Source organism: Mammaliicoccus sp. F-M27 (assembly GCF_022387115.1).
GTDB lineage: Bacteria > Bacillota > Bacilli > Staphylococcales > Staphylococcaceae > Mammaliicoccus > Mammaliicoccus vitulinus.
Genome location: NZ_JAJNIE010000002.1, coordinates 139684 through 155088, shown reverse-complemented (window position 1 = coordinate 155088; position 15405 = coordinate 139684). Strand labels below are relative to the sequence as shown.

The 15405-nt window shown below is 30.0% G+C and carries 17 protein-coding genes; 16 read left to right on the top strand and 1 reads right to left on the bottom strand.

The window, feature by feature from the left end:
* Positions 1–204: 204 nt before the first annotated feature.
* Positions 205–420, bottom strand: coding sequence for a hypothetical protein (locus LQ598_RS03135; protein WP_107536692.1), 216 nt, complete (start codon positions 418–420; stop codon positions 205–207).
* Between the two features lie 139 nt (positions 421–559).
* Between LQ598_RS03135 and LQ598_RS03130 the strand changes: the two genes are divergently transcribed.
* The 16 genes from LQ598_RS03130 to LQ598_RS03055 all read left to right on the top strand — a co-directional run bounded on the left by LQ598_RS03130 (position 560) and on the right by LQ598_RS03055 (position 15348).
* A complete protein-coding gene (locus tag LQ598_RS03130; protein ID WP_103323483.1) occupies positions 560–880 on the top strand; it encodes an ArsR/SmtB family transcription factor in 321 nt (106 codons plus the stop codon).
* Positions 877–2166, top strand: a complete 1290-nt coding sequence (gene arsB / locus LQ598_RS03125) for an arsenite efflux transporter membrane subunit ArsB (protein WP_107537480.1) — start codon at positions 877–879, stop codon at positions 2164–2166. Before LQ598_RS03130 ends, arsB begins: the two co-directional genes overlap by 4 nt.
* Positions 2167–2186: 20 nt before the next feature.
* Positions 2187–2594 (top strand): arsenate reductase (thioredoxin), encoded by a 408-nt coding sequence (gene arsC, locus LQ598_RS03120; RefSeq protein ID WP_107537479.1) that lies wholly within the window; start codon positions 2187–2189, stop codon positions 2592–2594.
* A 270-nt stretch (positions 2595–2864) separates the two neighbouring features.
* Entirely contained in the window at positions 2865–3290 is a 426-nt protein-coding gene (locus tag LQ598_RS03115; protein WP_233709571.1) for a GNAT family N-acetyltransferase, read from the top strand.
* A gap of 223 nt (positions 3291–3513) precedes the next feature.
* On the top strand, positions 3514–4287 hold the full coding sequence (locus LQ598_RS03110; protein WP_103323411.1) for a MurR/RpiR family transcriptional regulator: 774 nt from the start codon (positions 3514–3516) through the stop codon (positions 4285–4287).
* Between the two features lie 113 nt (positions 4288–4400).
* On the top strand, positions 4401–5969 hold the full coding sequence (gene malX / locus LQ598_RS03105; protein WP_275068175.1) for a maltose/glucose-specific PTS transporter subunit IIBC: 1569 nt from the start codon (positions 4401–4403) through the stop codon (positions 5967–5969).
* A 19-nt stretch (positions 5970–5988) separates the two neighbouring features.
* Positions 5989–7149 carry a MalY/PatB family protein gene (locus tag LQ598_RS03100; protein ID WP_107557076.1) on the top strand — a complete coding sequence of 387 codons (1161 nt, stop codon included), beginning with the start codon at positions 5989–5991 and terminating at the stop codon, positions 7147–7149.
* 184 nt (positions 7150–7333) lie between these two features.
* Complete coding sequence (locus tag LQ598_RS03095) at positions 7334–7948, top strand: LysE/ArgO family amino acid transporter (protein WP_239745165.1); 615 nt, start codon at positions 7334–7336, stop codon at positions 7946–7948.
* Between the two features lie 80 nt (positions 7949–8028).
* Positions 8029–9018 (top strand): alpha/beta hydrolase fold domain-containing protein, encoded by a 990-nt coding sequence (locus tag LQ598_RS03090; protein WP_107557074.1) that lies wholly within the window; start codon positions 8029–8031, stop codon positions 9016–9018.
* A 26-nt stretch (positions 9019–9044) separates the two neighbouring features.
* The gene (locus LQ598_RS03085) at positions 9045–9488 is read left to right on the top strand and encodes a hypothetical protein (RefSeq protein WP_016910781.1); all 444 of its coding nucleotides are present in this window, start codon (positions 9045–9047) and stop codon (positions 9486–9488) included.
* An 89-nt stretch (positions 9489–9577) separates the two neighbouring features.
* A complete protein-coding gene (gene rbfA / locus LQ598_RS03080; protein ID WP_016910782.1) occupies positions 9578–9922 on the top strand; it encodes a 30S ribosome-binding factor RbfA in 345 nt (114 codons plus the stop codon).
* A 176-nt stretch (positions 9923–10098) separates the two neighbouring features.
* The gene (locus LQ598_RS03075) at positions 10099–11283 is read left to right on the top strand and encodes a glycerate kinase family protein (protein WP_107537280.1); all 1185 of its coding nucleotides are present in this window, start codon (positions 10099–10101) and stop codon (positions 11281–11283) included.
* Positions 11280–12659 (top strand): SLC13 family permease, encoded by a 1380-nt coding sequence (locus tag LQ598_RS03070; RefSeq protein WP_107557073.1) that lies wholly within the window; start codon positions 11280–11282, stop codon positions 12657–12659. The genes LQ598_RS03075 and LQ598_RS03070 overlap by 4 nt, the downstream gene beginning before the upstream one ends.
* 11 nt (positions 12660–12670) lie before the next feature.
* Positions 12671–13348, top strand: a complete 678-nt coding sequence (locus LQ598_RS03065; protein ID WP_103323540.1) for a response regulator transcription factor — start codon at positions 12671–12673, stop codon at positions 13346–13348.
* A 4-nt stretch (positions 13349–13352) separates the two neighbouring features.
* Positions 13353–14705, top strand: a complete 1353-nt coding sequence (locus LQ598_RS03060) for a sensor histidine kinase (RefSeq protein WP_107557072.1) — start codon at positions 13353–13355, stop codon at positions 14703–14705.
* Between the two features lie 4 nt (positions 14706–14709).
* Entirely contained in the window at positions 14710–15348 is a 639-nt protein-coding gene (locus LQ598_RS03055) for a hypothetical protein (RefSeq protein ID WP_107537035.1), read from the top strand.
* Positions 15349–15405: the final 57 nt, after the last annotated feature.

The following is a 15405-nucleotide window of genomic DNA, read 5'->3' as shown; positions in this document are numbered from 1 at the left end:
TAGTGAAAATATAAATTTATGTACACCTCGTTATTTATTTTAAAATGAATAACGAGGTTTTTTTTTTTGTGTTTCTAAAATGTGTTGTGTATGTATGAATAAAAGACTAATCTCGAGAAGATTAAGAAAAGCGTATTGAATGTTTAAATATAAAAGTGCATAAAAAATAGCTACTCAAATGAGTAGCTAAGAAAAGCGTATGTGCTAATTATTTTTACTATTACCAGTAAATAAGTTAACTATTATATCGGTATTAGATTCTTTTATTTTAAAAACATATTCTTTTAAAATACCAGAAATTATAATTAAAGTAATAATGCATAAGGGCTTAGTTATTAATGAAAAATCAGTAAAAGCTAATATTGAAATCCCAATAGCGAAATACAACAGTGTACTTATAAGGAAATATTTTGTTTTCATGATATCTCTCCTTTTCATTTTAACGCCATCTTTCTATTACTATATACCTTTTTACAAATATACCATAAAATGTAAAATATTAAACATAGACAATAATCTATATAGATGATAATCTATATAATGGAATGGAGGAGATCGTTTGGATTATCATGCACTATCAAAACTATTAAAAACAATTTCTGACCCAAGTCGTTTAGAGATTATAGATTTACTTTCTTGCGGAGAACTGTGTGCTTGTGATTTATTAGAACATTTTCAGTTTTCTCAACCTACATTAAGTCATCATATGAAATCTCTAGAAAATAGTAATATGATTTTTATGAGAAAAGAAGGAAATAAAAAAATGTATCGATTAAATACAAAGACATTTGAACAGTTAGGTCATCAATTACAACTTATTCATCATAAAAATGAGTCATGTATTTGTAACACTATGAAATCAGAGGTGTGTGAAGCATGACGATATTAGCAATATTGATTTTTGTTATAACGCTTATTTTTGTTATTTGGCAACCTAAGGGGCTAGATATCGGTATTACAGCGCTTATTGGAGCACTTGCAGCTATTATAACTGGAGTAGTCAGTTTTTCTGATGTAATTGAAGTAACAGGCATTGTATGGAATGCGACATTAACATTCGTGGCCGTTATATTAATATCACTGATTCTTGATGAAATTGGTTTCTTTGAATGGTCTGCTATACATATGGTCAAAGCATCTAATGGTAATGGATTAAAGATGTTTATTTATATTATGTTGCTAGGTTCAGTAGTAGCAGCATTTTTTGCGAATGATGGTGCAGCTTTAATATTAACACCAATTGTTTTAGCAATGGTTCGTCACTTAGGCTTTAACAAAAAGCATATTTTCCCTTTCATTATTGCGAGTGGATTTATTGCAGATACGACTTCATTACCATTCATAGTCAGTAATTTAGTTAACATCGTATCTGCAGATTATTTTGATATAGGATTTTTAGAATATTTCACACGTATGATTATTCCAAATATCTTTTCATTAATCGGGAGCATTACTGTATTATGGTTATTTTTTAGAACTTCAATTCCGCGTAAGTTTGATAGTAGTCATATGCAAAAACCGAAAGATGCGATTAAAGATGAAAGATTGTTTTATATATCTTGGATTGTGTTAGCAATATTACTGATTGGCTATTTAATAAGCGAATTTGTTCACGTGCCTGTGTCTATTATTGCGGGTGCTATTGCGATAGTGTTTATTTTACTTGCTCGAAAATCGAAAGCTGTGCATACGAAAGCAGTGATAAAAGGTGCACCTTGGAATATTGTTATATTCTCAATAGGTATGTATCTTGTCGTGTTCGGACTTAAAAATGTAGGTATTACAGTTATGCTCGGTAACATACTTTCAGCAATTTCAGAACAAGGCTTATTTGCAAGCATTATGGGGATGGGATTTATAGCAGCATTTCTATCATCCATTATGAATAATATGCCAACTGTACTTATAGATGCACTTGCTATCCATCAATCAAACGTGCTCGGCACATTAAAAGAAGGCATGATTTATGCCAATGTCATTGGTTCAGACTTGGGACCTAAAATAACACCTATAGGATCATTAGCTACATTACTGTGGTTGCACGTACTTTCACAAAAAGGCGTGAAAATTCCATGGGGTACATATTTTAAAACAGGTATAATCATTACAATCCCAGTACTATTTATTACATTATTGGGTTTATATCTTACATTGCTTATATTCTAATAAAGAAAGTGGAGAGAATAATGACTAACAAAACAATTTATTTTATATGCACAGGAAATTCATGTCGAAGTCAAATGGCTGAAGGATGGGCAAAACATATACTAGGAGAAAATTGGAACATATATTCTGCAGGTATTGAAACACATGGTGTAAATCCTAAAGCAATCGAAGCAATGAAAGAAGTTAATATCGATATTACAGATCAAACTTCTGACTTGATTGATCAAACGATACTTAATCAATCAGATTTAGTTGTAACATTATGTGGTCATGCAGATGAACATTGTCCAACTATACCTAAACATGTACATAAAGAACATTGGGGATTTGATGACCCAGCAGGAAAAGATTGGTCAGAATTTCAACGTGTAAGAGATGAAATAGGCTTGAAATTAAAAAGCTTTGAAGAAGAAATGACAAATAAATAAAATATAATTTTTAAAGCTTATTATTGAATAAGCTTTTTTTGTTTGAGAAATTGAAAAGGTGTTCATAAATAAAATCGATTGAATTTTATATAGATTATTACAAAGATGTAGGATTAGTATTTGTTAGACCCTTTAATAACATAATGAAATAGAGGCATTTCTATCAAAAGTTATTGGGCCAAATTAATTGGGATGTTAGTATTGTAAGTAGAGTGTTATAAAAGTGAGGATATAAATAGACTATAGCAATAATTAGAGTTAAATAAGAAGGTGGACATTATATATATTTATGAAAATGAATTCAAAATTTCGTATGTAGACGGAATAAGAAAAGTTTATGAATCAGTTGGATGGATGGGCCATAACAATGAAAAAATAGAAGAAATATATAAAGCCAGCACACATGTTGTATTAGTAAAAAATGATGATGAAATTATTGCAGTTGCAAGAGCATTATCAGATGGAGTGTTTAATGCCGCAATTTATGATGTAGTAGTAAAAGAAAAACACCAGGGTCAAGGTATTGCTAAAAGAATATTAGAAGAATTTTTAAATGAGTTTGATAGCTTATCATGTATTCATTTAATTTCTACAACCGAAAATGTCGAATTTTATCGTAAACTTGGCTTTAAGAAATTAAAAACAGGTATGGCCATTTATCGATCATTGAAATTAGAGAATGAGTATACTGAATAGAATCTTAATAAAGAATAAAAAAGTAAAATGGGAAGTATACCTTGGCTGGAGATATACTTCCCATTTTGGAAGATAAGCACTTTTATTGTTGAGACAAGAATATAAAATATTCTCTACAAGATATACTTGATAATATAAGTATATCTACTTATTTTTAAAAGTGAAATATGTGTTAATAAATATAACAGATAATGTAAAATTAGATAACATTAAGGGGGATAATATGGAACAAAACGCACTTATCGGTAAATTACAGAAAAAAAGAAATGATTTAAGCGAATTAGAAAAGCGAGTTTTAGACTTTATTCTGAATGATTATGAATTAATTGCAACTATGACTATTGATGATATAGCAAATCGTTTATATGTTTCTACTGCAACGGTTAGCAGATGTTCTCGAAAATTAGGATATGAAGGATTTAGAGAATTAAAATATACTTTAATACAAAATCAAACAAAATTGAAAAAAAGTAAGGAAGTACAGAATTTTAGCGCTGAAATTAATGAATTTATGATAGAAAATGTAAATAATCTACAAAATACTATTAATGATATAAATATTAAAGATTTAGAAACAGCAGTTACATATATAAATAGGGCACAAGTAATAGAAATCATTAGTGTTGGAGCAAGTCTTGCAAATGGACTAGATTTAAGTAGAAAATTAACTTTCCTAGGACAGATTGCTCACGCTAGAACGGATTGGGACGAATTAGAAGCCATATCTCATAATTTAAACGATGATTGCTTAGCTATATGTATAAGTTCTAGTGGAGAGACTTCATATATGATTAATTACGCTAAAAAGCTGAAAAGTAAACATGTACCTATTATCTCAATTGTAAGTAATCGCAATTCACAGTTGGCACAGTTATCAACAATTGCTTTAATTGCTAAAACAAATAATATATATATTGGGAATGTAGATTTGAGTTCTAGGCACGCTACTATATTTATAATCGATTTAATACTTATGATGTATGGAAAACAATTATAATGTAACAACTTTCATAATATGTAAGCGTAACCTAAATACTTAATTGCTATTGATACCCCTATAATATATTTGTATATTAGTGAATAATAAATGTACAAATATATTATAGGGGTGTGAAATTATTGGGGAATAAAAATGATAAACAGAGTAGTATGTGGGATTTTTTACAAAACATGGGAAAAACTTTTATGTTACCTGTTGCATTATTAGCTTTTATGGGCTTGATTTTAGGAATTGGAAGTTCTTTTACGAGTGATTCAATGATTGATGTATTTCCGTTTTTAGAAAATAATATGATACAACTTGTATTGAAATTTCTAGCAACAGTTGGTGGATTTGCATTCACATATTTACCAGTATTATTTGCTATTGCATTACCTATAGGTCTTGTTAAGCACGAAAAAGGGGTTGCTGCATTTTCTGGATTTGTAGGTTATACAATAATGAATTTAACCATTAATTTTTATTTAACTGAAACTAATCAATTAGCTGATCCTGATAATTTGCAGCAAGCTGGACAAAGTATGATCTTAGGTATACAAACATTAGAAATGGGCGTACTTGGTGGTATTATTTCAGGGCTAATTGTATATAAATTACACAATAAATTTAGCTATATTCAGCTACCTGATAGTTTTGCTTTCTTTTCAGGTTCAAGGTTTGTACCTATCGTAACTTCACTTGTTCTAGCTGTTATTGGTCTGATTATTCCTATTATTTGGCCATTTTTGGGAATGATTATCGGGAGTGTAGGTTCTCTTATACAACATTCAGGTGTATTTGGTCCTTTCTTATTTGGAGCAGGAGAAAGATTATTGTTACCATTTGGTTTACATCATATTTTAGTGTCTATGGTAAGGTTTACTGAAGTAGGTGGACACTCGATTATAGAGGGTAAAGATGTTTTTGGAGCTTTGAATATTTTTTATGCTCAATTACAACATAGTATCCCTATATCCTCAGATGTTACTGCATTTTTATCGCAAGGTAAAATGCCAACATTTATGTTTGGATTACCTGCAGCAGCATTGGCTATTTATCATTCAGCACCTAAAGAAAATAGACATAAAATAAAAGGGTTATTGATATCAGGGTTTGTCGCTACATTTGTAACAGGAATAACTGAGCCAATTGAATTTCTATTTTTATTTGTCAGTCCTTTACTATGGATATTCCATGTTTTTATGACTGGATTAGGGTTTATGGTGATGAATATTCTTGGTGTAACAATTGGTAATACTGATGGCGGTGTATTAGATTTCTTAATATTTGGGGTTATGCAAGGAAGTTATACTAAATGGTGGCTAGTTATTTTAGTTGGCATAGTATGGTTTAGTATTTACTACTTTATATTTAAAATAGTTATTCTTAAATTTGATTTAAAAACACCAGGTAGGAATGTTGATAAAAATAAATCAAATATTACAAAGGATACATCTACACAACTAGATAATGTAGCAAATGATATGCTATTAGCAATTGGTGGATCTGAAAATATATTGAGTATAGACAATTGTATTACGAGATTAAGGTTAGTACTTAAAAATGCAAATAAGGTTGATGATGATAAATTAAAAGAATTAGGTGCATTAGGAGTTGTTCATTTAGATAAACAAAATGTGCAAATTATTATCGGTACAAAAGTAACAACAGTTAGAAAACAACTTGATGCAATCATTTAGGATTAGAAGGAGAATTTATATGTATAATTTTGATGAAGTTATCAATAGAAAAGGAACGAATTGTACACAATGGGACTATGTGCAAGATCGGTTTGGACAAAGTGGCTTATTACCTTTCACAATATCTGATACTGATTTTGCTTCACCAAAACAAGTAATCCAAAGCTTGAATGTAAGAATGAGTCATCCAGTGTTTGGTTATACAAGATGGAATCATAAAGACTTTAAAAATTCTGTTGAAACATGGTATCAGAAAAGATTTGATACTAAAGTAGAAAAGAATTGGATATATTATACACCAACTGTAATCTATGCGGTTTCTCAATTAATAAAAATAAAATCAACTGAAAATGATGGAGTAATTATACAAACACCTGCATATGATGCATTTTTCAATGTTATAAAAGAAAATAAAAGAAAAATAGTAGAAAACAAATTATTATATGATGATGGTTTATATTCAATAGATTTTATAGAACTAGAAAAACAATTGTCGAAACAAACTAATAAAATATTATTGCTTTGTTCTCCTCATAATCCAACAGGAAGAATATGGAATGATTATGAATTAAATACAATAATTGAATTGTGCAAGCAGCATAATGTATACATTATTTCTGATGAAATTCATATGGATATAGTTAGAAAAGGTAAAAGTCATATACCGTTATTTAAAAAAAGTACTGAAAATATCGCTATTGTCACAAGTGCTAGCAAAACGTTTAACTTTCCAGGACTACTTTTTGCTTATGTATTAATACCAAATGTAGAAGATGGTGATATGTTCTTGAAATATTTAAAAAAACAAGATGGTCTATCATCTCCTAGTATAATGGGAATGGAAGCAACTATTGCAGCATATAACGAATGTAGTGACTGGGTAGAGGAATTAAATAATTATTTAGATGAAAATATTAAGATTGTACAAGCATATTTGAAAGAAAATTTGCCAGATATTAAACTAGTGTATCCCGAATCAACTTATCTTCTTTGGTTAGATGTCTCAAGACTGAATATTAGCATGAATGATTTACAGGAACGTTTAATCAAGATTGGTAATGTTGCAATTATGGATGGCGCAACATATGGTGGGAATGGGGAATTATTTCTAAGATATAATATTGGTTGCCCAAAATCCAAAGTTATAGAAGGTTTAAATAGATTGATGTTAAGTATATAAGTAATGAAAAGTTCCGGACTCATGGAGGTCTGGTATTTCTGTTTTTAAAGTTAATATATTCATAATGTTATAAAATTTAAAAAATTACTCAGCTGAAATTAATTGAATAAACACTGTTTATTGATATGATTAAATTATGAGATTATAGTGTGCATTTGCATTTAAAGTATTGGAGGATTTTTGTGTGGCTGCTTTTTTACATGGATTTTTATTAGCTTTAGGTCTGATTTTGCCTCTTGGTGCGCAAAATGTTTTTATCTTTAATCAAGGCGCGAATCATAAAAGGATTAGCAAAACGATGCCGGTTATTATTATGGCTGGTTTGTGTGATACGTTATTAATTATATTAGCAATATTGGGCGTGTCTCTTGTTTTATTATCATTGCCTATTTTACAACTCATAGTTTATATCATTGGATTTATATTTTTAATTTATATGGCTATAAGCTTATGGAATGAAAAGCCTAAAAACTTAGAATATCAAAGTCCAATGTCTGCCAAAAAACAAATTGGTTTTGCGATGTCTGTTTCATTATTAAACCCACATGCTATTATGGACACAATAGGTGTAATCGGAACAAGTGCATCTATTTATGATGGCGTGGATAAATGGATCTTTTCAATTTCTACGATTGCTGTTTCTTGGCTTTGGTTTATTTTATTAGCATTTTTAGGTAAAATGATTGGTTCGGTTGATAAAACTGGAAAATGGATTGTTTACTTGAATAAATTGTCGAGTGTTATTATTGTCATTGTTGCTATAATTATTTTGAAAAACATTATTGGTCTTCTGATGTAAGATGAAGATTTAATATCGTATGTATACTTTAGTCGATAAGTGGGAATATACAAGTATAAAGATATATGGAGTAGATATGTATGAAAACGTTATTTAAAGGTGTAGCTGCTGTCGGCGGAACATTAGCAGTTAGCCAAATTGTATTAAAGAAAGTATCTAAAAGAAGCATGAGAAGTCAATTAATTGAGTGGATGCTCGATTTAAAAATTAATCATCCTAATTATGAAGATGATGATTCTAAACATGAGTTTGTTAATGCATTGTACGATATGAATAAGGAAGAATTTAAACTACCTAAAATGTATAAACCAAAAACGCATATGGAAGAGTATTTTATAGATGAAATGAAAGTACTTAAACATAATGTGAAGGTACCATCAAATATAGGTATACTTTATTTACATGGTGGTGCCTATATATACCAACCGTCTATTTTTCATCATTATTTTATAGATGAATTGTCTTTAAAAGTTAATGCTACAGTAGAAATGCCAGTTTATCCTAAAGCACCTAATGATATATTTTTAAGATCTTATGAACTGATCATTGATTTATATCGCAGAATGGTTGAAACATATGATGATGTCATAATTATAGGGGATTCAGCAGGAGGTGGACTCGCAGCAGGTTTAATTCAGTTATTGAAAGAACGAGCAGTTAAACAACCGCTTCATGTTTTTTTACTTTCTCCATGGATAGATATTAATATGGATAACGATAAAATTACAAAAGATTTACTAGAAAGCGATCCAATGTTAACGATTGAATCATTGAAGTTTGCTGGTGATTTATGGAGTGGACATACGGATAAAAACCATTATCTCTTATCTCCTATTTATGGAGATTTACATGGTTTACCTCCCATTACGATATTCGTAGGAACAAGAGAAATATTATTACCAGATATTCAATTATTTAGCGATAAGTTGCAAGCATTTAATAATAATGTTGCTTATCATGAGTATGTGAATCAAAATCATGTATTTCTATTAGAGCCTATACCAGAAGCTAAAGATGCTAGAAGTATCATTTATAATACAATCAATAGATATAAAGGTAAGAACGTTTAAAAATACTCAGAATAGGAGTGGTTCTTATGCAAACCCTGATTGTCTATTTTGTCGGGTGTTTTATTGGCTTCATAGTGCATCGTCTGTTCCAAACAGAAAATATTTGGATGTCCATCGCACAGTTTTCAATATTTATAACATTTATGTATACATTTTTAGGAAGGTTTATACCTTCAATTAGAAAATCACTTATACAAATGGTTCCAGATGGGATACCAAATCCTAAACTTGTAGTATATGTTACAGGCTGGTTAGAGTTCATAATAGCTATAAGCGTATTTATACCAAAACTGAATTATATCTTTAGTGTTGTAGGTATTATTTTATGTTTCATGTTGTTTCCAGGTAACATAAAAGCGCATGCTAGAAATATATCATTCGGAAGTAAAGCACCAACAAATATTTATTTAAGAGCATGCATTCAAATACTATTTATTGTCTCATTTATCATAATATTTAAACATGCTTAACTTTGATATGATTGTCTTTTTAAGCCTTCAAGCATGTGTTATAATTTAATAATGAATAAATTAGATAAGAATGTTAAGAGGTGAAAGAAATGAGTATTCGTTCTGAACGTGTAGGCGAACAAATGAAAAAAGAATTAATGGATATTATAAACAATAAACTTAAAGATCCAAGAGTTGGATTTTTAACAATTACAGATGTAGAACTTCCTGGTGATTTATCTCACGCTAAAGTTTATTTAACAGTTTTAGGAACAGATAAAGAAAAAGAAGATACATTTAAAGGTTTAGAAAAAGCAAAAGGTTTCATTAAATCTGAGCTTGGAAACCGTATGCAATTACGCATATTACCTGAATTACATTTTGAATATGATGAATCAATTGATTATGGTAATAAAATTGAACGCATGATTCAAGATTTAAATCGCAAAGAATAAAGCTTTATGATTATATATTTAAAAAAACACCTGATATTTTCACTGTTTAAGTGAATTTATCAGGTGTTTTTTCTTTTTAATCAAGTTTTAATTTTTCTCTAATTATTTGTGAACTTTGCAAAGGTACAGTGTAGTTAAGTTAAAAAAAGCAAAGAATAAATAAGGAGGAAATAAATATGAGAATTGTCGTTGTACCTTCAGGTTTTAAAGAAAGTTTAAGTGCAGAGGAAGTAGGGCAATCAATTGCTAGAGGTATAAAAAAGGTTAATCCTGACCATCAAGTTACGACTATTCCGATGGTAGATGGTGGTGAAGGCTTTGTAGACACGATTACAAAATTGAAAGAAGGAAAAAAAGTTAAGACTCACGTGATGGGACCAGTTGGTAAGCCTATTGAATCTTTCTTTGGTGTATTTGAAGAAAATGGCGTTAAGACAGCTGTGATCGAAATGGCAGCAATTGCAGGGTTAAGACATGTCCCTCAGAATATGAGAAACCCATTAAATACAACTACTTTTGGCGTAGGTGAAACAATTATTAAAGCATTAGATATTGGTGCAGAACGCATTTTAATCGGATGTGGAGATTCAGGTACATCTGATGGTGGCGTAGGGATGGCTCAAGCATTAGGTGTGAAATTCTTGAATATAAACGGTGTAGAAATATTTGTAAATGGTGGAGGTGAAATTGACCGAATTCATGGTGTTGATATGAGATATATGGACGCTAGAGTTCACTTAGTAGATATAGATGTAGCAGTAAATTGGACGAATTTGTTATGTGGCAAGAAAGGTGTAGCAAGAGTGTATGGTCCGCAAAAAGGTGCATCTTCCGAAAATGTTGAGCAGTTGTCTAATAATCTAGAACACCTTGCAAGACTTATAAAAAGCTTTAAAAAAGAGGATGTTTCTTTAATGAATGGCGGGGGTGCGTCTGGTGGTTTAGGTGCTGGGTTGCATGGATTTCTTAATGCACGTTTACACCCTAGATTTGAAATTATCATGAAATATATTGAAATTTCTGATGCCATAAAAAATGCAGATTTAGTAATTACTGCTGAAGGTTGTATCGACTTTCAAACACCGAATGGAAAAATCCCATCAGAAGTTGCAAGAATCGCTAAAATACACGAAAAACCTGTTATCGCTTTTGCAGGTACGATAGGTCATAACGCAAAGATAAATTATCAAAGTGGCATTGATGCTTATAGTAGCATTATTCCAGAACCAACGACATTAGAAAATTCAATTTTAGACGCAGATAAATGGTTAGAAAATTGTTCTGAAAATGCACTGAGACACATTATGATTGGCATAAATTTAGGCAATCAAATGTATGTTACAAAAGATGTTGTTCAATGACCAATAAACAATTAATATATCTGTGTTTATATTTTGTTTTTTCTATCGTTGTATTCTTATATGCTGATTTACCTTATTTAGGGCAGCTCAGTTTAATTGTATTTGTATTATCTTTAGGTTTATTTTTGTTAACGAATATGCCTGCAGGGTTATCTGCATTTATAGCATTAGTCATAGGGATTGTGCTAGGCATCCCGGAAAAAGTATTGTTTGAATCGTTAAATGAGCAAGTTGTTTGGCTCATGATTGGTGCGTTTATGATTGGCGCAGCAGTTGAGATAAGTGGTTTGCTAGATAGACTAATTCATTGGATAGGTGATAAATGTCATACAGAAAATAAAATGAATTTATTTCTATTTATGATTGTTCAATTAATATCTATATTGGTACCTTCTACATCAGGGAGAGCCGCATCAATGTTGCCTATTTATAAAGCATTTTCTACTAGGTTTCAGTCCAATCAAAAATATTTTGCATTGCTGATACCCGTGCTTATTTTAATGGGTGCCAATCTCACACTAATTGGTGCTGGTAGTCATATTGTTGGGATTGGGTTGTTAAAAGGTCAGACGAATGAAACCATCTCTTATGTAGACTTTCTTATATGGGGTAGTCCATTCGGTATCATTATGGGATTGATAAGTTTAATTGTTATAAAGAAAATGTTTTTTATTAAAAATGACATCAATGATCAACCCATTTTAAATAATGTAAAAAGAACACGCTCACCATTAAGTGTGAAAGAACAAAAGACTTTGCTATATTTATTGATTACGATTAGTTTATGGATAACAGAATCTATACACGGGTTTGATATTGCTTTTATTACGATTGCTATGAGTATCGTTATGATGACCCCTAATGTAGGTGTCATCTCATGGAAACAAGGATTACAAAGTGTCTCTTGGAGTCTAATATTCTTTGTAGCTGGGGCAACGGCACTTGGCGAACTACTTGTTTCATATAAGGTTATTCAATATATACAAGAAAATTTATTTGGTTACTTATCGCAATTTGAAAATATAAATGTACAAGTTATATTATTGATCATTGTTATAATAACAGTAACATCACATTTATATGTGACAAGTCATACAACAAGAGCTGTCGTTTTTGTTCCATTATTTTTATTGTTTAGTGATATGTTTAATTTAAATCCAGTTGCAGTTGTTTTTATAACTTTAATGGGAACGAATTATTGTGTTACTTTTCCAGTGAGTTCAAAAGCATTGCTGCTATTTTACGAACAAGATAAGAAGCCTTTTAAAAATAAAGATTTAGCGAAAGTTAGTAGTATTTTGATGCCTATATATATGTTGATAATGATCGCATGTTATTATTTTTGGTGGCAATATACGGGTCTGTCGCTTAGGTAAGGAGCAATGAAATGGAAAAAATATTAATAGTAGAAGATGAAGTGAAAATAGCAAGAGTTATACAGTTGGAGTTAGAGTATGCAAATTACGAAATTAGTATCGCACATACAGGTAGGCAAGCTTTAGATTTATTTGAATCAAATGACTTTGATTTAGTCTTGTTAGATGTCATGATTCCTGAATTAAATGGATTAGAAGTGCTAAGAAGAATTCGTGAAGTAGATGATAACATTAAAATTATTATGTTAACTGCAAGGGATGCAGTGATGGATAAAGTAAGTGGTTTAGATTCTGGTGCAAATGATTATATGACTAAACCATTTGAAATAGAAGAACTCCTCGCTAGAATTAGAGTTCATTTAAAACAAAATAATGAAGTGTCAGACGAGAACAATAGTGAAATTCACTTTAAACATTTGGTTATTCATCCACTAAGTCGCGAAGTATATATAAATCAAACATTAATTAACTTAACACAGAAAGAGTATGATTTATTGTTATATTTTATTGAGAATAAAAACCAAGCCTTAACGAGAGAACAAATTATTGAAGCGGTATGGGGATACGAATATTATGGTGACACAAATGTCATTGATGTTTATGTTAGATATTTAAGAAAAAAACTAGATCAAAATGACATATCCTTGATATCTAGCGTTAGAGGTATTGGATATATGATAAAGGATTGAATCTATGAAACTCGGAACTAAAATTCAACTCTATACTACAGTCATGATAGTCATTGTTGTTATTTGCATAAATTTATTTGTTTACTTTGTTTATCAAAAGGTTTCGCTCGACTCTGAAGTTACCCAACTCGAAAGCAGAGGGATTAATATTATGAAAGAGTTGCAAAACACTTCAGATACCGATGTTAACACAGAGGCAGTCTTGCAATCTTATTTGCTTTCAGATGGATATATCACAGTAGTAAATCAAAAAAATAAAAGTGTCGTTCAAATATCAACAGATATTAAATATAAAAATTTAGCAGAATCATATAAAAATGAACAATATAAAAAAGTCGTCGATAAAAATGGTAACCATTTTGCGATGGTATCTTTACCGATTATTTGGAAAAATGGTGAAGTGAGTAATCTCCAAATATTTGAAAATATTGATTTTAAGTACGAGACTTTTGCTATCTTAAAGTGGATATTAATTGTTTCAACATTCATTATTTTAATCGTGATATTTCTGTTGAATCGAATCATTACGCAAATTATTTTGAAACCAATCAATGAGCTCATTGAACAAATGAATAAAACGAGAGAAACAAAACATTACAGTAAAATAGATATAAATAATAATGATACGAAAGAGTTGAAAGAACTTTCAAATACATTTAATGACATGATGCTCAATTTAAAAGATCATGATGAAAAACAACAAGCATTTATACTTAATGCATCTCATGAATTAAAAACACCAATAACAGTTATGACTTCTTATAGCGAAATGTTAAAAAGGTTTGGTAAAACGAGACCTGATTTATTAGATGAAGGTATTGATACGATTAATGAAGAAGCCAAAAGGTTAAAATATTTAACTGAGCAAATGTTAGATTTGGCTAAAATAGAACGAACTTTTCATGATATTAAGTTTTCAAAAGTGGATATTGTTGCACAAGTTTCGATTTTAACTAAAAAACTTTCACAAGTATATAAAAGAAAAATTAATGTACACACAACAGAAGATGTTTTGATTGGTAAAATCAATAAAGATAGTTTTGATCAGTTAATAACGATTTTTTTAGATAATGCATATAAATATAGCCAATCAGAAATTGATTTAGCATTAATAAATAAAGTAGAACATATAGAAATTAAAATTAAAGATTATGGTCCTGGTATACGTGAAGAAGATATTGAAAAAATATTCACGAGATTTTATAGAATAGATAAAGCGAGATCTCGACAGTCTGGAGGATCGGGATTAGGTTTATCAATAGCGAAAGAACTTGCATCCAAAAACCAAATTGATATACAAGTTAAAAGTAAAGAAGGCACCGGAACAGAATTCATTTTAAAAGTGAGAAAGGTGTGAAAATATGAAAAAATTAATTAAACCTTTTCTTATCGTTATGATGGCAATACTACTAATAGCTTTAATTGCTATTATTTATATCAGGTCAACAGAACAGTTGATGGATAAAAATTCAGCTAAAACATTAGTATCAGAGAGATATAAAGGGGATATTTCTAAATTAACGCAATCAAAAGATAATCGCTTGTTTTATGTAGAGATTAAAGATAAAGATAAAAAATATAGTTTGGAAATTGACCGAAGAAAAGAAACAATTAAAAATGTTACATCTCAATCAACATCTAAACAACCTACAAAACAACAGCCTAAAACAAAACAGAAATCTAAAAAAGAAAACAAGAACAAAACAATTATTACTGAAAAAAGAGCCAAACAAATTGTGATGAATGAAGTTGGTGGCACATTCGTAGACATTAAGAAAAATGACAATTCTAAGCCAGCGACATATACAGTCACTCAGCATGTAGATCAAGATGAAGGTGCAGTCGTTTCTGTTAACTCGTTAAATGGAAAAGTAAATTCAGTATCTTGGTTTAATATCGAACAACCTCAAACTGACTATAATGAAGGTTATGCCAATAAAGAACAGTATTATTATGAAGATGATGACGACTACGATGACGACGAAGTTGATGATGATTAATATGGATTATCAGTTATTTCTTCTTTTTATTTGAGTTTTAATGTAAACTTGTAATGA